Source organism: Burkholderia anthinoferrum (genome assembly GCF_002925705.1).
Lineage (GTDB): Bacteria > Pseudomonadota > Gammaproteobacteria > Burkholderiales > Burkholderiaceae > Burkholderia > Burkholderia semiarida.
On sequence record NZ_LFZP01000030.1, the window covers coordinates 1 to 21581 of the forward strand.

Sequence of the window (21581 nt, forward strand, 5' to 3'; positions counted from 1 at the left end):
CGGGACTCGAAGGGCTGCGCTTGCAAGCGCAGCCGCGGCCTGCGGGATGTAGGCGAGTCCCGTCCGCTCCGCCAAACAAACAACAATGCCCGCCTCGTGCGGGCATTGTTGTTTGTGCGTTGTGGGTTTTGCGCCCGCTGGCGGGCGCGTGATTGCGGAGTGGAGGAAGCCGCCTGCGCGGCTTCCGGCGGGACTCGAAGGGCTGCGCTTGCAAGCGCAGCCGCGGCCTGCGGGATGTAGGCGAGTCCCGTCCGCTCCGCCAAACGAACAACAATGCCCGCCTCGTGCGGGCATTGTTGTTTGTGCATTCGGTTTTGCGCCCGCTGGCGGGCGCGTGATTGCGGAGTGGGGGAAGCCGCCTGCGTTTTATCCCGTCCCACCCCGTATGTTGTAATATCGGACGTTTTGTCCAATTTTCCCGTCACGCATGCTCGATTTCTTCCGTAATCACCAGCGCCTGATGATGGCGCTCCTGCTCCTGATCGTGTTGCCGGGGCTGGGTTTCGTCGGGATCCAAGGCTTCCGCGGCTTCTTCGACGACAGTGCGAACGTCGCGGCGGTCAACGGACACAAGATCACGCGGGTCGAATTCGACGGCGCGTTCCGTCAGCAGATCGACCAGGCGCGCCAGGCGCTCGGCGGGCAGTTCGACATCAAGATGTTCGATACGCCCGAGCATCGCAAGCAGGTGCTCGACGGCCTGATTCAGCAACGCGTGCTGGCCGACGAGACGCAACGTCTGCACCTGACCGCCTCCGACAACGCCGTGCGCGACGCGCTGATGAGCGACCCGATGATCGCGTCGCTGAAGAAGCCCGACGGCACGATCGACGTCGAACGCTATGCGCAACTGCTGTCGTTCCAGGGGATGACGCCCGAGCAGTACCAGGAGCGCGTGCGTTACAGCCTCGCGCTGCAGCAGATTCCCGCAAGCATCGTGTCGAGCGCGTTCACGCCGAAGAGCCTCGCGCAACGCCTGTCCGAACTCGCCGCGCAACAGCGCGAAGTGCAGGCGCTCGTGCTGAAGACGAGCGACTTCGCAGCGAAGGTCCAGCCGACCGACGCGCAGCTCGCCGCGTACTACGACGCGCACAAGCAGAGCTTCGCGACGCCGGAAACCGCGACGATCCAGTACCTCGTCTATTCGCCGGCAGCGGCGGCCGCGAGCGCGCAGCCGACCGAGGCGGACATCAAGAAGTTCTACGACGACAACCCGACGCACTTCCGTACCGAAGCGCAGGTGCGCGTGAGCCACATCTTCATCGCCGCGCCGGGCAGCGCGAGCGCGGCCGACAAGGCAGCCGCGAAGGCGAAGGTCGAGCAACTGCTCGCCGACGTGAAGGCGCATCCGGACCAGTTCGCGCAGATCGCGCAGAAGAACTCGCAGGACGCGCCGTCGGCGGCGAAGGGCGGCGACCTCGGCTTCATCACGCGCGGCTCGACCGCGGGCGGCAAGGCGTTCGACGATGCCGCCTTCTCGCTGAAGCAGGGCGACGTCAGCGGTATCGTGCAGTCGGATCTCGGTTTCCACATCCTGAAGGCAACCGAAGTGAAGCCGGCCGTCGTCAAGCCGTTCGCGGAAGTGAAGGACCAGATCGCGGTCGACCTGAAGCAGCAGTACGCATCGAAGGCGTTCTCGGAGAACGCGGAAGGCTTCACGTCGACCGTCTACGAAAAGGCGAAGACGCTGCAGCCGGCCGCGGACAAGTACAAGCTGACGATACAGACGGCCACGGTCACGCCGACGCCGAATCCGCAACTGCCGCCGACGAGCCCGTTGAACAATCCGAAGTTCCTGGCCGCCGTGTTCGCGAACGACGCGGTGAAGAACCAGAACAACACGCAGGCGATCGACGTCGGCAACAACACGCTGATCTCGGCGCGCGTGACCGAGCACAAGCCGGCCGCGGTGCCCGCGCTCGACGCGATCAAGGATGTCGTGCGCCAGAAGGTCATCGCCGAGCAGGCCGCGGAACTCGCGAAGAAGGACGGTGCGGCGAAGCTGGCCGAACTGCAGAAGTCGAAGTCGACGGACGGCTTTACGGCCGCGCAGAAGGTGTCGCGCACGCAGTCGCAGGGCCTGACGCCGGCTGCGCTGAGCGCCGTCTACAAGGTCGATGCGAAGACGCTGCCGGCTTACGTCGGTGTCGACCTCGGCGCGGACGGCTATGCGATCTATCGCGTGAACGCGGTCATTCCGGGTTCGGCGGTCGATCCGCAGCAACTGGCGGCCGCGCAGCAGCAGATGGCCCAGGTCGACGCGCAAAGCGAAGGCGAGGCGTACCTCGCCGCGCTGCGCGATCGCTCGAAGGTGAAGCTGTACGGCAGCACGACGGCCAGCCAGCAGCAGGACGGCGACAACTGAGCGTCGTTTCGCCCGCAACCATCGAAAAGCCCCGCTCGAAGCGGGGCTTTTCGTTTTCCGGTGCGTCGGCTGCGCTCAGCCGCGCGGCTTGCCGAGCAGCGGCTTCAATGTCGGCCACACGTTGTCGAGCAGAATGCCCTGGGCCTGCTGCGCGGGATGCATCTGGTCGGCCTGGAACATCTCGGGCTTGTTCTCGATGCCGGCCAGCAGGAACGGCACGAGCGGCACGCCGAGGTCCTTCGACAGCCGCGTATAGAGCGCGTGGAACTTCTGCGTGTAGTCGGGGCCGTAATTGGGCGGCACGTACATGCCGACCAGCACGACCTTCGCCTGTGCACGCCGTGCGCCGGCGATGATGTCGCGCAGGTTCTGCTCGGTCGTCGCGAGCGGCACGCCGCGCAGCGCGTCGTTCGAACCGAGTTCGACGACGACGATCGACGGCTTGAGCCGCTGCAGCACCGCCGGCAGCCGCGCACGGCCGCCGCTCGTGGTGTCGCCGCTGACGCTGGCGTTCGCGACGCTATAATCGATTCGCTCGGTGGTGAGCCGTTGCCGCAGCAGCGCCACCCAGCCAGTGTCGCGCGGTAATCCGTATTCGGCCGACAGGCTGTCGCCGAGCACGACGATCACGGGCGGGCTCGATGCCGGCGCCGTCGCGGCGCGTGCGGGTACGGTGACGGCCAGCAACGTGCCCAGCAGCGCGGCGGCCGTCGCGCGTCTTTTCCAGCGAAATGTCGTGTCCATGTTCCAGATTACCGATCCGATCATCGAAGTCCATGACGTGTGCAAGCGGGTTGCCGATGCAACGGGCGAGCTGACGATCCTCGACGGCATCACGCTCGCCGTGCAGCCGGGCAGCAGCCTCGCGATCGTCGGCGCGTCGGGCTCGGGCAAATCGACGCTGCTCGGCCTGCTTGCGGGGTTGGACAGCGCGACGAGCGGCACGGTTCGCCTGCTCGGCCGCGCGCTCGACCCGCTCGACGAGGACGAACGCGCGGCGCTGCGCAACGGCGCGGTCGGGTTCGTGTTCCAGTCGTTCCAGTTGATGCCGCACCTGACGGCGCTGGAGAACGTGATGCTGCCGCTCGAACTGCAGGGCGGCATCAGCGCGCGCGACGCGGCCGACCGCGCCCGCGCGCTGCTCGTGCAGGTCGGTCTCGGCGAACGCACCGCGCATTATCCGAAGCTGCTGTCGGGCGGCGAACAGCAGCGCGTCGCGCTCGCCCGCGCGTTCGTAACGCGCCCGGCGATCCTGTTCGCCGACGAGCCGACCGGCAGCCTCGACGCGGCCACCGGCCACGCGGTCATCGACCTGATGTTCGAGCTGAACCGCACGCATGGCGCGACGCTCGTGCTCGTCACGCACGATACCGAACTCGCGCGCCGCTGCGCGACGACAGTCACCATCGACGCCGGGCGCATCGTCGCGCCGCACACAATCGCTCCGCGTGACGTGTGAATGTCGTGCTGGCCGCGCATGGTGAATTGCGCGGCCAGCACGGGTGCGACGCCGTCGCGTCAGTCCTTCTTCAACGCTTGAGCGCCGCACGGGCGCGCTCGATCAGCGCCGTGGTCGACGAGTCGTGCTTCGCCGGATCGACCGATTCGGCCGACAGGTCGGCTTCGACGACCTTGCCGAGAATCTTGCCGAGCTCGACGCCCCACTGGTCGAACGGATTGATGTCCCACACCGTCGCCTGCACGAGCACCTTGTGCTCGTAAAGCGCGATCAGCGCGCCGAGCGTGCGCGGCGTCAGCGCATCGACGAGCAGCGTCGTGGTCGGGCGGTTGCCGGGGAACGTCAGGTGCGGCGCGAGCGCTTCCTTGCCCGGCCCGGCCACCTTGCGCGCTTCTTCGAGCGTGCGGCCGAGCATCAGCGCCTCGCTCTGCGCGAAGCAGTTCGCGAGCAGTTTCGGATGATGGCTCGCCAGCGGATGCTCGGGCGTCAGCACCGCGATGAAATCGATCGGCACGATCGTCGGCCCCTGGTGCAGCATCTGGAAGAATGCATGCTGGCCGTTGGTGCCCGGCTCGCCCCACGTGACGGCCGACGTCGGGTAGTCGACGAAGGTGCCGTCCAGGCGCGCGGATTTGCCGTTGCTCTCCATTTCGAGCTGCTGCAGGTACGACGGCAGGTAGTGCAGCGCTTCCGAATACGGCGCGACGAGATAGCTCTGCGAGCCGAAGAAATTCCGGTACCAGATGCCGATCAGGCCGAGCAGCACCGGCAGGTTCCGCTCGAGCGGCGCTTCGCGGAAGTGGCGGTCCATGTCGTTCGCGCCGGCCAGCAGCTCGTCGAACCGTTCAGGGCCGACCGCGATCATGATCGACAGGCCGACCGCCGACCACAGCGAATAGCGGCCGCCGACCCAGTCCCACATTTCGAACACGTTGTCCGCGGCGATGCCGAACTTCACGACTTCGGCCGGGTTCGCCGACACGCCGACGAAGTGTTTCGCGAGCGCGTCCTCGGGGCAGCCGCGCGCGACGAACCAGTCGCGCAGCGAGCGTGCGTTGGTCATCGTCTCGAGCGTCGTAAACGTCTTCGACACGATGATCGCGAGCGTTTCCTCGGGATCGACCTGTTCGAGCACGCGCGCGAGATCGGCGCCGTCGACGTTCGACACGAAGTGGGTCGAGATCTCGGGCGTCGCGACGTGGTGCAGCGCATGCACGACCATCTTCGGCCCGAGATCGGAGCCGCCGATGCCGATATTGATCACGTGGCGAATGCGCTTGCCCGTATAGCCCGTCCACGTGCCGCCGCGCACGGCGCGCGCGAACGTCGCCATCTTCGCGCGCTCGGCGCTCACCTGCGCGTGAAACGGCGCCTGCGGGTCGGTCGCGCGCAGCGCGGTGTGCAGTGCGGCGCGGCCTTCGGTCGGGTTGACGATCTCGCCCGCGAACATCGCGTCGCGGCGCGCTTCGACGCCCGCGTCGCGCGCGAGCTGCACGAGCAGGCGTACCGTTTCGTCGTCGATACGGTTCTTCGAGAAATCGGCCGCGAGACCGCCGCCGGCAATCGTGAAGCGCTCGGCGCGGGTGGGCGCGCGGTCGTTTTCCGGCGCGAACCAGTCGCGCAGCCGCGCGTGGCGGATCTGTTCGAAGTGGGATTGAAGGGCAGTCCAGGCGGGGAGCGATTTCAGCGTCATGGCGGTTCGAGTGAAGCGTGAATCGGGAGGAATGCCGCGCCGGCTCATCGGGATCGGAAAGCCGGCGGACGAGAAGGCCCGCCGTGCGGCGGGGCAGTCAGTATAGCGGCGTTACGTGTCGGCGCGCGGCGACGGATAAAAAAGGCGATTGATCAGCGTGCGCACCATCGGCGCGAGCTCGCCCGCGGTCAGCCCGGCCGGGCCGGTGCCGTTCGCGGTCAGCGTGTCGGCCGCGAGGCCGTGCAGGTAGACGCCGGCCAGCGCGGCCTCGTACGGCGCGACCCGCTGCGCGAGCAGCGCGCCGATCAGGCCGCCGAGTACGTCGCCGGTGCCGCCGGTGGCGAGCGCCGCGTTGCCGGTCGGATTGATCGTCACGCGGCCGTCGGGCGCCGCAATCACCGTACCCGAGCCTTTCAGCACGACGATGGCCGCGTAACGGGCGGCGAGCGCCTGTGCGGCCGCGACGCGATCGCGTTGCACGGCGGCGGTGTCGCTGCCGAGCAGGCGTGCGGCTTCGAGCGGATGCGGCGTCAGCACGCATGGATTGCCACGCGCGCCGCGCGTGGCGACCGCGGCCGCGAGGTCCGCGTGCGTCGCGACGAGATTCAGTGCGTCGGCATCGAGCAGCGTCGCGGTGTCGTACGCGAGCACGTCGCGCACGAGCGTCGCCGCGGCCTCGCGCGTGCCGAGCCCGCAACCGGCCGCGATCGCGGTCATCGCGCCGAGGTCGAGGGTGTCGGCCGGATGCAGCATCAGTTCGGGAAAGGGCGGATCGTACGGCGGCGCACCCGCGCCAAGGAAGCCGACGTGCACCTTGCCGGCGCCGGCGAACAGCGCGGCGCGGGCGGCGAGGATCGGCGCGCCGCACATGCCTGTGTCGCCGCCGAGCACCGCGAGGCTGCCGTACGTGCCCTTGTGGGATGCGAACGCGCGCACGGGCAGCGCCGCGGCGAACCGCGCGGCTGCGTTCAGCACGATGGCCGGCGCGGCGGGCGGCGCGACGTCGAGCGACGCGACGTGGATTTCACCGGCGAGGTCGCGGCCGTCGCCCGTGTAGAGGCCGGGCTTCGCGCCGATGAAGGTGAGCGTGTGGGTGGCCGCGACGGCGACGCCCGCGCCGACGATCCGGCCCGTGTCGCTGTCGAGCCCGCTCGGCACGTCGAGCGCGAGCACGCGGCCGCCGCCGCGCGCATGGGCGGCGATGCGCGCGGCCTGCTCGGCGAACGCGCCGTCGAGCGCGCGGCCGAGACCGATGCCGAACAGCCCGTCGACGACCCACGCGTAGCCATCCAGCGACGCGGGCGGGGTGGCCGACAACGGCACGCCGGCCGAGCGCGCGAGACCGAGCGCCCATTGCGCGTCGTCCGGCTTGACCGGCACCGGCATCCACGCATGCGTCGCGACGCCGAGCTGCTGGAGCTGCGCGGCGGCCACCAGTGCGTCGCCGCCGTTGTTGCCGGGGCCGACCGCGAACCAGACGGGGCGTTCGTCGCCGGCCATGCGCTCGGACAGCCAATGTGCGGCGGCGGCGCCGGCGCGGCCCATCAGCGTGTGCGGCGGCAGCGCGGCGGTGGCGTCGGCTTCGGCCGCGCGCAGGTCGGCGACGCGCAGCAGCGCGATCGGGTCGGAATCGGGAAGCGGGTGGGTAGCGGTCATCGCGGGATCGTGGCGGCTGGCAAGGATGCCGCCACGGGACGGCCCGCGGCGGTCAGGTCGTGAAGCGGCCGGCGCTCAGCGCGGCGAGCGTGTCGGCGGGCCAGTGCTGGACGTTGCCGCCCAGATAGTCGGCCACCACTTTAGCAGACCCGCACGCGAGCCCCCAGCCGGCCGGGCCATGGCCGAAATTGACGAACACGCGTGGATGCGGGGTCGGACCCACGACGGGCAGGCCGTCCGGCGACAGCAGTTGCATGCCCTGCCACGACAGCGCGGCCGAAATCCGCGCCGCGCCGGGTACCCAATCGTGGACGGCCTGGCCGAGCAGTGCGAGCGCGGCCTCGGACAGCGGCTCGGCGAGCGGCTTCGCGGTATCGGCGAGACTCTGCAGCACGGCGCCGCCGCCGATGCGCAGCCGCTGGTGGGTGCGCGTGATCGAGATCCGCTTGATCGAATCGACGACGCTCAGGTGTGGCGCATGCTCTTCGTATGCAACCGGCGCGGTGAGCGTGTGGGTGCGCACCGGGTGCAGCGGCAGGCGCCAGCCGAGCCGTTCGAGCAGTGCGAGGCTGCCGGCGCCGGCCGCGACCACGATCGCGTCGGCGGACATCACGTCGACCTCGCGCGCCTTCGCCGGGTTTCCATTGCCCGGCGGCACGAGTTCGACCGCGGCGCGGCCGTTGTCGATGCGGATCGCGGCGACGTCCGCGCCGAAGCGGAACTGCACGCCGTGCTCGTCGAGCGTCTGCTTGACCAGTTTCGCGAACAGCGGGCAGTTGCCGGTGCGCTCGGTTTCGAGCAGCACGCCGCCCGCAAAGCCGGGTTCGGCCGGCACCGACGGCTCCAGCGCCGTGCATTCGTCGGCGGTGAGCGTGCGGTACGGCTGGTCGAGCGTGCGCAGCAGGTCGAGCGCGGGTTGCAGCGCGTCCCAGTCGCGCGGATCGCGCACGACGTGCAGGATGCCCGGCTTCTGCTCGAATTCGAGCTCGAGGCGCGCCTCGATATCGGCGAGCGTGTCGCGCGACACGTCGATCAGCGGGCGCAGCCGCGCGTACTGCGCGGCAAACGCGTCGGGCTCGCGCAGCGCGCCGAGCTGCTTGACGAAGCGGCGCACGCCGCCGTTCAAGCCCGGTTTGTAGACGATACCGCTGTCGCGCGGCTGGCGCTGGCGCATGAAAGTCGGGCCGAACCAGACGTCGAGGGGGCTCGGCAGCAGCGCGCCGCCGTCGCCGTAGGTCGCGCCTTGCGCGACGGTCGCGTGGCGTTCGATCACGCACACGCGATGGCCGGCCGCGCGCAGCTGGTAGGCGGTGGCGACGCCGCTGATCCCGCCGCCGATGACGATCACATCCATGGATTGCTTCGATGACGGGCGGCGCGCACGCCGCCCGGTGAGAATTCGCTGAGGGCCCGGGCCCGGTGAACCCGGAATGATAGCGCCAAAAGTGCGCGAGCCGGCGCCGGCCGAGCATGGGTCGTGCGGGCGCGCCACGACGGCGCGGCGCACGGGCTGCTCGTGCCGGCTAGGCGGGCGGCCGTGCGCGCCCCGCGCGCGGGCACCGGTGCGGTGCATGAGGCGCACCGATCGGCCGGTCTGGGACGCCCGACTTCCGGGTATAATTACGGCCTTCCTTTCGCCCCACGTCGCCACCTCGCGCGACTCTTCGACGTCAGTCCAGCCCATGGCTCACTTCTCGTGTTTTCCCGGCGCTTCGGCCCTCTCCGATTTCCGTCAAACCCGTCTGCTCGACACGCTCAGGCAAATCGACGCCAACATCGTCGCGGTGCGCGGCCAGTTCCTGCACTTCGTCAATGCGGCCGAGCCGCTGTCGGCCGACGACAGCGCGCGCATCGACGCGCTGATGCACTACGGCGAGCCGTTCCAGCCGGCGGGCGAGAAGGGCGCGACCGAGACCTTCGTCGTGCTGCCGCGCTTCGGCACGGTCTCGCCGTGGGCGAGCAAGGCGACCGACATCGCGCAGCACTGCGGCCTCACGCACGTGCGCCGCATCGAGCGTGGCGTCGAATTCACGGTCACGCTGAAGTCGGGCCTGCTCGGCGGCAAGAAGGCGCTGTCGGACGACGCCCGTGCGGCCGTCGCGGCCGCGCTGCACGACCGGATGACCGAAAGCGTGGTCGCGGCCCGCGACGACGCGAAGCATCTGTTCGACGAGCTGCCGGCCAAGCCGCTGTCGACCGTCGACGTGCTGGGTGTCGGCCGCGCCGCGCTCGAGCAGGCGAACGTCGAGCTGGGCCTCGCGCTCGCCGACGACGAGATCGACTACCTGGTCGACGCGTTCCGCAAGCTCGAACGCAATCCGACCGACGTCGAGCTGATGATGTTCGCGCAGGCGAACAGCGAACACTGCCGCCACAAGATCTTCAATGCACAGTGGACGATCGACGGGCAAGCGCAGGACATGTCGCTGTTCGCGATGATCCGCAACACCGAGAAGCTGAGCCCGCAGGGCACGATCGTCGCGTATTCGGACAACTCGTCGATCATGGTCGGCGCCGAAGCCGAGCGCTGGTTCCCGCGCAAGTCGGGTGCCGCGGGCGAGCCGGGTGAACGTTATGGCCGCCACACCGAGCTCACGCACACGCTGATGAAGGTCGAGACGCACAACCACCCGACGGCGATCTCGCCGTTCCCGGGGGCGGCGACCGGCGCGGGCGGCGAGATCCGCGACGAAGGCGCGACGGGCCGCGGCGCGCGTCCGAAGGCCGGCCTCACGGGCTTCACCGTGTCGAACCTCGACCTGCCGGACGCCCGCCGGTCGTGGGAAAACGATCGCGACGCCGCGCAGCCGATGGCCGAGCGCAACCCGAACGAAGCGCACGGCCCGTACGGCCGTCCGGACCGCATCGCGTCGCCGCTGCAGATCATGATCGACGGCCCGCTCGGCGGCGCCGCGTTCAACAACGAATTCGGCCGCCCGAACCTCGGCGGCTACTTCCGCGTGTACGAACAGAACGTCGGCGGCACGGTGCACGGCTATCACAAGCCGATCATGATCGCGGGCGGCCTCGGCAACATCGCGGATCAGCACACGCACAAGCACGACGTGCCGGCGGGCTCGCTGCTGATCCAGATCGGCGGCCCCGGCATGCGGATCGGCATGGGCGGCGGCGCTGCGAGCTCGATGGCGACCGGCGCGAACACGGCCGAGCTCGACTTCGACTCGGTGCAGCGCGGCAACCCGGAAATCGAGCGTCGCGCGCAGGAAGTGATCAACGGCTGCTGGCAGCTCGGCGCGGAAAATCCGATCCTGAGCATCCACGACGTCGGCGCGGGCGGCCTGTCGAACGCGTTCCCCGAAATCGTCGACGGCGCGGGCAAGGGCGCGCGCTTCGAGCTGCGCAAGGTCGCACTCGAGGAATCGGGCCTGTCGCCGCGCGAAATCTGGTCGAACGAGGCGCAGGAGCGCTACGTGCTGGCGATCGCGCCGGCCGACCTGCCGCGCTTCGAGGCGATCTGCGCGCGCGAGCGTTGCCCGTTTGCGGTGGTCGGTGTCGCGACCGACGAGCGCCAGCTGAAGCTCGTCGACGACGAAGCGACGGGCGCCGGCGAATACCCGGTCGACATGCCGATGGAAGTGCTGCTCGGCAAGCCGCCGCGCATGCACCGCGACGTCGTGCGCGTGAAGACCGAGCGCGCGCCGGTCGACGTGACGGGCATCGCGCTGTCGGAAGTCGCACTCGACGTGCTGAAGCACCCGACGGTCGGCAGCAAGTCGTTCCTGATCACGATCGGCGACCGTTCGGTCGGCGGGACGTCGGTGCGCGACCAGATGGTCGGCCCGTGGCAGGTGCCGGTGGCCGACTGCGCGATCACCGCGCTCGACTACGCCGGCTTCAAGGGCGAGGCGATGACGATGGCCGAGCGTACGCCGCTCGCGGTCATCGATGCGCCGGCATCGGGCCGCATGGCCGTCGGCGAAGCGATCACGAACATCGCGAGCGCGCCGATCGCGTCGCTCGACAAGCTGAAGCTGTCGGCGAACTGGATGGCCGCGTGCGGCACGGCCGGCGAAGACGCCGCGCTGTTCGACACGGTCAAGGCGATCGGCATGGAGCTGTGCCCGGCACTCGGGATCGGCATCCCGGTCGGCAAGGACTCGCTGTCGATGAAGACGAAGTGGAACGAGCAGGGCGTCGCGAAGGAAGTGGTGTCGCCGGTGTCGCTGATCATCTCCGCATTCGCGCCGGTCGAGGACGTGCGCCGCCATCTCACGCCGCAACTGCGCCGCGTGGCGGATGCGGGCGACAGCGTGCTGATCGCGATCGACCTCGGCCGCGGCAAGAACCGGATGGGCGGCAGCATCTTCGCGCAGGTCACGCAGCAGGTTGGCGACACGACGCCGGACGTCGACGACGCGGAGGACCTGAAGCGCTTCTTCAACGCGATCCAGTCGCTCAATGCGCGAGATTTGCTGCTCGCGTACCACGATCGCTCGGACGGCGGCCTGTGGGCGACCGTGTGCGAAATGGCGTTCGCGGGCCACGCGGGCGTGTCGCTGAACGTCGACATGCTGACGCTCGACCCGAACCACGAATCCGACTACGGCGACGCGAAGGACTGGGCGAAGCAGACGAGCGGCCGTCGCGACGACCGCACGCTGCGCGCGCTGTTCTCCGAAGAGCTCGGCGCCGTCGTGCAGGTGCGCGCGTCCGACCGCGACGCGGTGCTCGGCGCGCTGCGCGAGTTCGGCCTGTCGACGTGCTCGCACGTGATCGGCTCGGTCAACGATCGCGACGTGATCGAGGTGTACCGCGATGCGAAGAAGATCTTCGACGCGCCGCGGACCGAGCTCCATCGCGCATGGAGCGAAGTAAGCTGGCGCATCGCACGCCTGCGCGACAACCCCGCCTGTGCGGATGCCGAATACGACGCGCTGCTCGACGCGGCCGATCCGGGCATCTCGCCGGTGCTGACGTTCGATCCGGCCGAGGACATCGCCGCGCCGTTCATCGCGACGGGCGCTCGGCCGCGCGTCGCGATCCTGCGCGAGCAGGGCGTGAACTCGCATCTGGAAACGGCGTACGCGTTCGACCGCGCAGGCTTCGATGCGCACGACGTGCACATGAGCGACCTGCTCGCGGGCCGCGCGACGCTGGCCGATTTCGCGGGTGCGGTCGCATGCGGCGGCTTCTCGTACGGCGACGTGCTGGGCGCCGGCGAAGGCTGGGCGAAGACGATCCGGTTCAACGCGAACCTCGCCGACATGTTCTCGGCGTTCTTCGCGCGTCCCGATACGTTCGCACTCGGCATCTGCAACGGCTGCCAGATGCTGTCGAGCATCGCGTCGATGATCCCGGGCGCGGAGGCGTGGCCGAAGTTCACGCGCAACAAGTCCGAGCAGTTCGAGGCACGCTTCTCGTTCGTCGAAGTGGAGAAGTCGCCGTCGATCTTCTTCGCGGGGATGGAAGGCTCGCGGATTCCGGTCGCGGTCGCGCACGGCGAAGGCTATGCGGACTTCTCGCAGCAGGGCGACATCGAGCGCGTCGCGGTCGCGATGCGTTACGTCGACCACCGCGGCGAAGCGACCGAGCGCTATCCGTTCAACCCGAACGGCTCGCCCGCCGGCATCACGTCGGTGACGACGGCCGACGGCCGCTTCTCGGTGCTGATGCCGCACATGGAGCGCGTGCATCGCACGGTCACGATGAGCTGGCACCCGGAAGGCTGGGGTGAGGCGAGCCCGTGGATGCGTGTGTTCCGCAACGCACGCCGCTGGATCGGCTGATTCGGGGATGATGTTCGACCCGAACGCGCCGGTCGAGGTCGTCACGCTGCGTGACGCGCGTGCGAGCGAGGCCGACGCGATCGGCCGCGTGATCCGCGCGGCGTTCGCGGGCGAGCCGCAGGGCGGGCAGTTCGAGCAGCGCATCGTCGACACGCTGCGCGCCGACGGTGCGCTGAGCGTGTCGCTCGTCGCGGAGCGCGACGGGCGTATCGTCGGGCACGTCGCGTTCTCGCCGGTCGCGATCGGCGGCGAGCCGGCCGCCAGCCAGCAGTGGTACGGGCTCGCGCCGCTCGCGGTGCGGCCCGAATGCCAGCGGCAAAGCATCGGCGCGGGGCTCGTGCGCACGGGGCTCGACGCGTTGCGGCGGCTCGGCGCGCGTGGCTGCGTCGTGCTCGGCGAGCCGGCGTATTACGCGCGTTTCGGGTTCGAACCGCACGGCGGCATCGTGTTTCCGGGCGTGCCGGCCGAGTATTTCCTCGCGCTGTCGTTCGACGAATCGGCACCGGTGCCGTCAGGTAACGTGCGTTACCACGACGTGTTCTATCCCGCCGCGTAGCGAACGCGGTGTGCGGTCACACCTGGCATGGCAAAGCCGCTCTTTGGAGCGGTTTTTTATTGCACGTCGGCCGCGCGTCGCCGCATCGCGAGATACATGTTCGCGCGCGCCAAAAGAAAAAGCCGCTCCGAAGAGCGGCTTTGCGATGCGCGTATGACGCGCGCCGGCGTTACTGAATCTTCGCCTGCTGGCGCAGACCTTCCTCGAACGCCTGCAGCTTCTGCTGCACGAGCTGCTGCGCGATCTGCGCCTTCACCTGGTCGAACGGCGGCGGGGCGATGTCGCGGATGTCGTCGACGCGGATGATGTGCCAGCCGAACTGCGTCTTCACCGGCGCGTCGGTCATCTGGCCTTTCTGCAGCTTCTGCGCGGCCGCCGCGAATTCCGGTACGTACGCCTTCGGGTCGGACCAGTCGAGATCGCCGCCGTTCTTGCCCGAGCCTGGATCCTTCGAGTATTGCTTCGCGAGATCCTCGAACTTCGCGCCGCCCTTGATCTTCGCGATCAGGTCCTTCGCCTGCTGTTCGCTCTCGACGAGGATGTGGTGCAGGTGATACTCGCGGTTGCCGCCCACGCCCTTGACGAGTTCGTCGTAGCGCGCCTTCACTTCGGCGTCGGTCGGCTGGTTCTTCTTCAGGAAGCTCTCGATCATCGAGCGCAGCACGACGGTCTGCTGCGCGACGGCGACTTGCGCCTTCACGTCCGGACGATTCGGGATGCCTTCGCGGATCGCTTCCTGCATCAGGATTTCGCGGTTCACGAGTTCCTGGCGCACGGCCTGCTGCAGTTGCGGGCCGTCGGTCTGGCCTTGCTGGACGAGCTGCGCGACCATCGCGTCGGCGCGCGATTTCGGAATCGGCGTGCCGTTGACGACGGCGATGTTCTGGGCGAATGCCGGCGCCGCTGCAAACGCAGCCGCCGCGACCCACAGGCGGGGGGATTTCAGGATCATCGGGAATTCCTAATGAGACTAGATTGAAGATTCGTTGAATTCTTCGGGCGTGTAAGCCACGATCGCGAGCGCGTGAATGCCGCGCTGCATCGCATCAGCGAGCGCATCATACACCAGCCGGTGCCGAGCGACGCGCGGCTTGCCCGCGAACGCGGACGATACGATCGTGACCGTGAAATGGCCGCCGGCGGCCGCGCCCGCGTGGCCTGCGTGCTGCGCGCTGTCGTCGCGCACGGTGAGCGACAGCGGCGCGAACGACGCGGTGAGGCGCGCTTCGATCAGCGCGATGCGTTCGTCGGCGGAGGCGTGGAGAAAGGCGTCGCTCATGTCATTCGTCCTTCAGGTACTTCGTGAGCCACAGGCTCTGCAGGATGATGAATACGACCATCGCGCCCGTCGTACCGAACAGCTTGAAGTTCACCCATTGCGATTCGGTGAAGTTGTGCACCACGTACAGGTTCGCGACGCCGAGCACCGCGAAGAACAGCGCCCACGCGACGTTCAGCTTGTCCCACACGGGGGACGGCAGCGTGAGCTGCTTGCCCATCATCTTCTCGATCAGGTTCTTGCTGAACGCATAACGCGCGGCGAGCAACCCGATCGCAAACAGCCAGTACAGCACGGTCGGTTTCCATTGAATGAATTTCTCGTCATGCAGGACGAGGGTGGCGCCACCGAACACGACGATCACGCCCAGACTGACCCACAGCATCGTGTCGACCTTCCGGTGCCGGAAGGCGACCCACGCGACCTGGGCCAGCGTCGCGACGATCGCGACGGCGGTGGCGGTAAAGATGCCCCAGACCTTGAAGGCGACAAAAAACAGGATGATCGGAAACAGATCGAACAGGAATTTCATGGCGCTCGCAGCTGCGTGACGGGCCGCTCGTGCGGCCCGTCACCGTTGTAGGGACCCGCCAGGCATCGCCGTCGCGGATCGGGGCGGTCCGGCTCGAGGCTGGCCGCCCGGCAGATCCGCCCGGCGCCGCTCATTCGTTTTCGGGTCGGGACTCGAAGTTTAACGCAGCCGAATTGATGCAGTACCGCAAACCGGTCTTGTCGCGCGGGCCGTCCTCGAAGACGTGGCCCAGATGCGCGCCGCAGTGGTTGCAGCGCACCTCGACGCGCACCATCCCGTGCGAGTAGTCGACCTTCTCGTCGATCACCTCGCCGTTGAGCGGCTTGAAGTAGCTGGGCCAGCCGCAGCCCGAGTGGAACTTGGCGCCGGATTCGAACAGCGGCGTGCTGCAGACGACGCACTTGTAGATGCCGGCATCCTCGGTGTCGGTGTATTCGCCGGTGAACGCGCGCTCGGTCGCCGCGTGCTGCGTGACCTCGTACTGCATCGGCGTGAGCCGGCGGCGCAGCTCGGCGTCGTCCTTCTGGTACGGGTAGGTTTTGTCGTCGGAATCGTGGGACATGAGGTTCTCCTGATCGGTCGGTCGAGATGCGCGGGTTGCGGGCTTACGACGAGCAGCTCACTTCGAGCGAGCCCGCCCAGTCGGGCGGCAACGCCGCGTATGCTTCGTGCTCCGGTTGTTCGTCGAACGGGCGGCGCAGGATCCGCGCGAGCCGCTCGACTTCCGAAAAATCCTTTTCCTTCGCGCGCCGGATCGCGACTTCGGCCAGATGGTTGCGAAGCACGTATTTGGGGTTCGCGCGGTTCATTGCAACCGCGCGTGCCGCGTCGTCGCGCGTTTCCTCGGACAGCCGCGCGCGGTAGAGGTTCGCCCATGCGTCGAATGCTTCGCGGTCGATGAAGAGGTCGCGCACGGGCGCGTCGCGGCTCGCGTCGTGCTTCGAGAGCTGCGCGAGCCGGCGGAACGTCAGCGTGAAATCCGCGTGGCTCGCGTGCATCGTCTCGAGCAGCTTGTTCGCGAGTTCGGCGTCGTTCTCGCGCTCGAGCTCGAGGCCGAGCTTCGCGCGCATCGCGCGTTCGAGCGCGGGACCGAAGCGTTCGGGGAATGTCGCGAGTACGGCCTGTGCATCGTCCACCGCGCGCTCGGCGCGCGCATCGTCGTCGGCGATGCCGTGCTGCAGCCCGATCAGCGGCAGCAGCGCCTGCGCGAGGCAATAGCAGTTCCAGTGCGCGATGCGCGGCTGCATCCGGTACGCATAGCGGCCGCCGGTGTCCGAGTGGTTGCAGATGTGGTTCGCGTCGAATGCGTCGACGAAGCCGAACGGACCGTAGTCGATCGTCACGCCGAGGATCGACATGTTGTCGGTGTTCATCACGCCGTGGCAGAAGCCGACGGCCTGCCATTGCGCGACGAGCTCGGCCGTGCGCAGCGTCGCGGCTTCGAGCAGCGCGAGGTACGGATCGTCCGCGTCGCGGCAGGCCGGATAGAAGCGGTCGATCACGTGATCGGCAAGCTGGCGCAGCAGGTCGGGGCGATCGTTCGAGAAGAAGTGCTCGAAGTGGCCGAAGCGCACGAAGCTTTCCGACACGCGCGTGACGACGGCCGCCGTCTCGATCTCCTCGCGCACCACCGGCTGGTCGGAGCCGATCACCGTCAGCGCGCGCGTGGTCGGGATGCCGAGGTGATGCATCGCTTCCGAGCACAGGAATTCGCGGATCGACGAGCGCAGCACCGCGCGGCCGTCGCCCATCCGCGAATACGGCGTGCGGCCGCCGCCCTTGAGCTGCAGTTCGTAGCGCCGGCCGTCGGCGCCGGGCAGTTCGCCGATCGTCAGCGCGCGCCCGTCGCCGAGCTGGCCGGCCCACACGCCGAACTGATGGCCGGAATAGACCGACGCGTACGGCATCGCGTGCGCGGGCCAGTCGCGCGTCGGGTTGCCGGCGAACAGCTCGGCGAAGCCGGGCCGCGCGGCGATCGACGGCGGCAGGTCGAGCAGTCGCGCGACTTCGTCGGAAAAGCCGACGACGTACGGCGCGGCGAGCGGCGCGGCCGGCAGCCGCGTATGAAACGCGTCGCCGAGCGTCACGAACGCGCGTTCGGCGGGCGCGCCGAGCGTCGCGGCGAGGTCGGGCAGGGTGTCAGCCGCATCGGCTGCGCTTCGGGAAAACGACATGTTGAGCGCCTCTGGGTAAGCCGATATTGTAAGGCGGCGCCGCGCCGCCCGCATGGCGGCCCGCGCACCGTGCGCCGCGCCCGTCCGGGCCGCCGACGGGCGCGCCGCGGGAGCCGGTCACCGATTCGCATCCTTCACGGAGAACAAGACGATGGGTAAGCCGTTGCTGGGCCAGATGATGGATGTGCCGTTGCTCGTGTCGTCGCTGATTTCGCATGCCGCGCGGCACGCCGGCGACACGGAGATCGTGTCGAAGCGCGTGGAAGGCGACCTGCATCGCTATACGTACCGCGATTGCGAACGCCGCGCGAAGCAACTGGCGCAGGCGCTCGCGCGGCTCGGCGTCGACACCGGCGACCGCGTCGGCACGCTGGCGTGGAACGGCTACCGGCATCTGGAAGCGTATTACGGGATCGGCGGGATGGGTGCCGTCTGCCACACGATCAACCCGCGCCTGTTCCCCGAACAGATCGCGTACATCGTCAATCATGCGGAAGACCGCTACGTCTTCTTCGACATCAATTTCGCGCCGCTCGTCGATGCGATCGCGCCGCAATGTCCGCACGTGCAGGGCTGGATCGCGATGACGGACGCCGCGCACCTGCCGTCCGGCGCCACGCCGTTCCTCTGCTACGAAACACTCGTCGACGCCGAGGACGGCCGCTACGACTGGCCGCGCCTCGACGAGCAGCAGGCGTCGGGGCTCTGCTACACGTCGGGGACGACCGGCAACCCGAAGGGCGTGCTGTATTCGCATCGCTCGACCGTGCTGCATGCGTACGGCGCCGCGCTGCCCGACGCGATGAACCTGTCCGCGATGGACGCCGTGCTGCCCGTCGTGCCGATGTTCCACGTCAACGCATGGGGGCTGCCGTACGCGGTGCCGCTCACAGGCGGCAAGCTGGTGCTGCCCGGCAAGGATCTCGACGGGAAATCGCTGTACGAGCTGATGGAGGCCGAGCGCGTGACGTTCTCCGCGGGCGTGCCGACCGTGTGGCTCGGCCTGCTGAACTACATGCGCGAAGCCGGCGTGCGTTTCTCGACGCTGAACCGCACGGTGATCGGCGGCTCCGCGTGCCCGCCCGCGATGCTGCGCACGTTCGAGGACGAATACGGCGTGCGCGTGATCCATGCGTGGGGGATGACCGAACTGTCGCCGCTCGGCACGCTCGCGAAGCTCAACTGGGCGCAGTCGCGGCGGCCGCTCGACGCGCAGCGCCGGCTGCTCGAGAAGCAGGGGCGCGTGATCTGCGGCGTCGACATGCGCATCGTCGGCGAGGACGGCCGCGAGCTGCCGTGGGACGGCGTCGCGTTCGGCGAACTGCAGGTGCGCGGGCCGTGGGTGATCGACCACTACTTTCGCGGCAATGAATCGCCGCTGGCGGACGGCTGGTTCCCGACCGGCGACGTCGCGACGATCGACCCTGACGGCTTCCTGCAGATCACCGACCGCAGCAAGGACGTGATCAAGTCGGGCGGCGAGTGGATCAGCTCGATCGACATCGAGAACGTCGCGATCGCGCATCCGGGCGTGGCCGAGGCCGCCTGCATCGCGTGCGCGCACCCGAAATGGACCGAGCGGCCGCTGCTCGTCGTGGTGCCGCGCGAAGGCGCGAACCTGAGCCGCGACGCGCTGCTCGCGTTCTACGAGGGCAAGGTCGCGAAGTGGTGGATTCCCGACGACGTCGTGTTCGTCGAGTCGCTGCCGCACACCGCGACCGGCAAGCTGCAGAAGCTGAAGTTGCGCGAGACGTTCCGCGATTACGTGTTGCCGACGGCGGTGGGCGCGCCGTAAGCCGTCGCGCCCGGGCAGCCGCCGGCACGCGGGGCCGGTCGCCCGATGCCGGTCGCCCGATGCCGGTCGCCCCGCTCCGTCCCCGAATCGGGAACGCAATTCAAATTGAACGATCGTGCTTTTTCGTTGTATGCTGCCTGCGTTCATCCGGACATGCGGCCGTTCGACCGCGCACAATGAAGCGCAGCCAATCCGGCGCGCGATGCATGGAGGCAGGCAGATGGCAGTGGATTACTCGACTCGCGACGGCGTGGCCGTCATCACGCTCAACAATCCGCCCGTCAACGGGCTTGGCCTGTCGACCCGCCAGGGCGTCATGGATGCGCTCGATCGCGCCGCGCAGGATCCGTCGGTCACGGCCATCGTGCTGACCGGCGCGGGCCGCGCGTTCTCGGGCGGCGCCGACATCACCGAATTCAATACGCCGAAGGCGCTGCAGGAGCCGACGCTGCACACCGTGATCCGCGCGGTGGAGGCGAGCGCGAAGCCGGTCGTCGCGGCGCTGCACAGCGTCGTGATGGGCGGCGGCCTCGAGCTCGCGCTCGGCGCGCATTACCGGGTCGCCGCGCCCGGCGCGCAGGTCGCGCTGCCCGAGGTGAAGCTCGGGCTGCTGCCGGGCGCGGGCGGCACGCAGCGCCTGCCGCGCGCGGTCGGGCTTGAAACCGCGCTGAACATGATCGTGTCGGGCGCGCCGGTGCCGTCGGAGCAACTCGCGAAGAGCGGGCTGTTCGACGAAATGGCCGACGGCGACCTGCTCGACGCGGCCGTTGCGTTCGCGCGCAAGGTCGGCGCGCAGAAGGGGCCGCATCCGCGCGTGCGCGATCGCAAGATCGTCCACGAGAACGCGGCGGGCTTCATCCAGTTCGCGCGCAATTCCGCACGGGCCGCCGCGCCGAATTTCCCCGCGCCGCACAAGTGCATCGACGCGATCGAGGCCGGCGTGCTGAACGGCTTCGACAAGGGCAGCATCGCCGAGCGCGAGGGTTTCGTCGCGCTGATGATGACGCCGGAAAGCCGCGCGCTGCGCCATGCATTCTTCGGCGAGCGCGCGGCGAGCAAGATTCCCGACGTGCCGGCCGATACGCCGTTGCGCGAGATCCGCCGGGTCGGCGTGATCGGCGCGGGCACGATGGGCGGCGGGATCGCGATGAACTTCATCAACGCCGGGCTGCCGGTCACGCTGCTCGAGACGAAGCAGGACGCGCTCGAGCGCGGCCTCGCGACGATCCGCAAGAACTACGACGCGCAGGTGAAGAAGGGCAAGCTCTCGCAGGAGAAGCTCGACGCGCGCATGGCGTTGATCACGCCGACGCTGTCCTACGACGACCTGAAGGACGCCGACCTGATCGTCGAAGCGGTGTTCGAGGAACTCGGCGTGAAGGAGCAGGTGTTCAGGAAGCTCGACGAAGTCGCGAAGCCGGGCGCGATCCTTGCGTCCAACACGTCGACGCTCGACGTCGACAAGATCGCGGCGTTCACGAAGCGCCCGCAGGACGTCGTCGGCATGCACTTCTTCAGCCCGGCGAACGTGATGAAGCTGCTCGAGGTCGTGCGCGGCGCGCGGACCGCGAAGGACGTGCTCGCGACCGTGATGGCGGTGGCGAAGAAGATCCGCAAGACGGCGGTCGTGTCGGGCGTGTGCGACGGCTTCATCGGCAACCGGATGATCGAGCAGTACATCCGCCAGGCGCTGTTCATGCTCGAGGAAGGCGCGCTGCCCGCGCAGGTCGATCGCGCGATCGAGAAGTTCGGCTTCGCAATGGGGCCGTTCCGGATGAGCGACCTCGCCGGCAACGACATCGGCTGGGCGATCCGCAAGCGGCGCTACGTCGAGCAGCCTGGCCTGCACTATTCGAAGATCGCCGACCGCCTGTGCGAGCAGGGCCGCTTCGGCCAGAAGACGGGCGCCGGCTGGTACGACTACGTGCCGGGCGATCGCAAGGCCAAGCCGTCGGCGCTCGTCGACGAGATGGTCGTCGCGTACTCGAAGGAGCGCGGCGTCGAGCGGCGCAAGATCGGCGACGACGAGATCGTCGAGCGGCTCGTGTTCGCGCTCGTCAACGAAGGCGCGAAGATCCTCGAGGAGAAGATCGCGTCGAAGGCGTCCGACATCGACATGGTCTATCTGACCGGCTATGGCTTCCCGCTGTGGCGCGGCGGCCCGATGCTGTACGCGGATACGGTCGGCCTCTACAACGTCGAGCGCGCGATTCGCCGCTATGCGGCGGCGCCGAACGGCGACGCGTGGCAGCTCGCGCCGTCCATCGCGGAACTGGCCAAGGCCGGCCGCGGGTTCAACGGCTGACGATCTCGCACGACGGCGCG

15 protein-coding genes are annotated in these 21581 nt (G+C 68.7%); 6 read left to right on the forward strand and 9 right to left on the reverse strand.

Translation table 11 applies throughout. The features are described from left to right. Window positions 1–427: 427 nt before the first annotated feature. A complete protein-coding gene (locus C5F75_RS08700; RefSeq protein ID WP_059585181.1) occupies window positions 428–2365 on the forward strand; it encodes a SurA N-terminal domain-containing protein in 1938 nt (645 codons plus the stop codon). Between the two features lie 75 nt (window positions 2366–2440). On the opposite strand, the gene C5F75_RS08705 is transcribed toward C5F75_RS08700, so the two are convergent. After that, the gene (locus C5F75_RS08705; RefSeq protein WP_059585182.1) at window positions 2441–3109 is read right to left on the reverse strand and encodes an arylesterase; all 669 of its coding nucleotides are present in this window, start codon (window positions 3107–3109) and stop codon (window positions 2441–2443) included. Between C5F75_RS08705 and C5F75_RS08710 the strand changes: the two genes are divergently transcribed. Further along, window positions 3108–3824 carry an ABC transporter ATP-binding protein gene (locus C5F75_RS08710; RefSeq protein WP_104012106.1) on the forward strand — a complete coding sequence of 239 codons (717 nt, stop codon included), beginning with the start codon at window positions 3108–3110 and terminating at the stop codon, window positions 3822–3824. The genes C5F75_RS08705 and C5F75_RS08710 overlap by 2 nt on opposite strands. A gap of 70 nt (window positions 3825–3894) precedes the next feature. Here C5F75_RS08710 and pgi read toward each other — a convergent pair whose 3' ends face one another. From pgi to C5F75_RS08725, 3 genes are all read right to left on the reverse strand, one after another. Beyond that, window positions 3895–5517 (reverse strand): glucose-6-phosphate isomerase, encoded by a 1623-nt coding sequence (pgi, locus tag C5F75_RS08715; RefSeq protein ID WP_059585184.1) that lies wholly within the window; start codon window positions 5515–5517, stop codon window positions 3895–3897. A 111-nt stretch (window positions 5518–5628) separates the two neighbouring features. Continuing rightward, the gene (locus C5F75_RS08720; protein WP_059585185.1) at window positions 5629–7173 is read right to left on the reverse strand and encodes an NAD(P)H-hydrate dehydratase; all 1545 of its coding nucleotides are present in this window, start codon (window positions 7171–7173) and stop codon (window positions 5629–5631) included. A gap of 52 nt (window positions 7174–7225) precedes the next feature. Next, on the reverse strand, window positions 7226–8527 hold the full coding sequence (locus C5F75_RS08725) for an FAD-dependent oxidoreductase (protein WP_059585186.1): 1302 nt from the start codon (window positions 8525–8527) through the stop codon (window positions 7226–7228). Window positions 8528–8855: 328 nt separating this feature from the next. On the opposite strand from C5F75_RS08725, the gene purL reads away from it, so the two are divergent. Further along, window positions 8856–12920, forward strand: a complete 4065-nt coding sequence (gene purL / locus C5F75_RS08730) for a phosphoribosylformylglycinamidine synthase (RefSeq protein WP_059585187.1) — start codon at window positions 8856–8858, stop codon at window positions 12918–12920. A 7-nt stretch (window positions 12921–12927) separates the two neighbouring features. Then, window positions 12928–13476 carry a GNAT family N-acetyltransferase gene (locus C5F75_RS08735; protein ID WP_059585188.1) on the forward strand — a complete coding sequence of 183 codons (549 nt, stop codon included), beginning with the start codon at window positions 12928–12930 and terminating at the stop codon, window positions 13474–13476. A 169-nt stretch (window positions 13477–13645) separates the two neighbouring features. Here the strand turns inward: C5F75_RS08735 and C5F75_RS08740 are convergent, their stop codons facing one another. The 5 genes from C5F75_RS08740 to C5F75_RS08760 all read right to left on the reverse strand — a co-directional run bounded on the left by C5F75_RS08740 (window position 13646) and on the right by C5F75_RS08760 (window position 17461). Beyond that, window positions 13646–14428: a peptidylprolyl isomerase gene (locus C5F75_RS08740; RefSeq protein WP_050013274.1), complete on the reverse strand. Its 783-nt coding sequence runs from the start codon at window positions 14426–14428 to the stop codon at window positions 13646–13648. Between the two features lie 18 nt (window positions 14429–14446). Next, on the reverse strand, window positions 14447–14755 hold the full coding sequence (locus C5F75_RS08745) for a BolA family protein (RefSeq protein ID WP_059585189.1): 309 nt from the start codon (window positions 14753–14755) through the stop codon (window positions 14447–14449). A gap of 1 nt (window position 14756) precedes the next feature. Further along, window positions 14757–15287: a septation protein A gene (locus tag C5F75_RS08750; protein WP_059585190.1), complete on the reverse strand. Its 531-nt coding sequence runs from the start codon at window positions 15285–15287 to the stop codon at window positions 14757–14759. 130 nt (window positions 15288–15417) lie between these two features. Beyond that, the gene (gene msrB, locus C5F75_RS08755; RefSeq protein ID WP_059585191.1) at window positions 15418–15849 is read right to left on the reverse strand and encodes a peptide-methionine (R)-S-oxide reductase MsrB; all 432 of its coding nucleotides are present in this window, start codon (window positions 15847–15849) and stop codon (window positions 15418–15420) included. 43 nt (window positions 15850–15892) lie between these two features. Further along, window positions 15893–17461, reverse strand: coding sequence for a protein adenylyltransferase SelO (locus C5F75_RS08760; protein WP_059585192.1), 1569 nt, complete (start codon window positions 17459–17461; stop codon window positions 15893–15895). 151 nt (window positions 17462–17612) lie between these two features. On the opposite strand from C5F75_RS08760, the gene C5F75_RS08765 reads away from it, so the two are divergent. Both C5F75_RS08765 and C5F75_RS08770 read left to right on the forward strand, forming a co-directional pair. Then, window positions 17613–19256, forward strand: coding sequence for a 3-(methylthio)propionyl-CoA ligase (locus tag C5F75_RS08765; protein WP_059585193.1), 1644 nt, complete (start codon window positions 17613–17615; stop codon window positions 19254–19256). A 220-nt stretch (window positions 19257–19476) separates the two neighbouring features. After that, window positions 19477–21561, forward strand: a complete 2085-nt coding sequence (locus tag C5F75_RS08770) for a 3-hydroxyacyl-CoA dehydrogenase NAD-binding domain-containing protein (protein ID WP_059585194.1) — start codon at window positions 19477–19479, stop codon at window positions 21559–21561. Window positions 21562–21581: the final 20 nt, after the last annotated feature.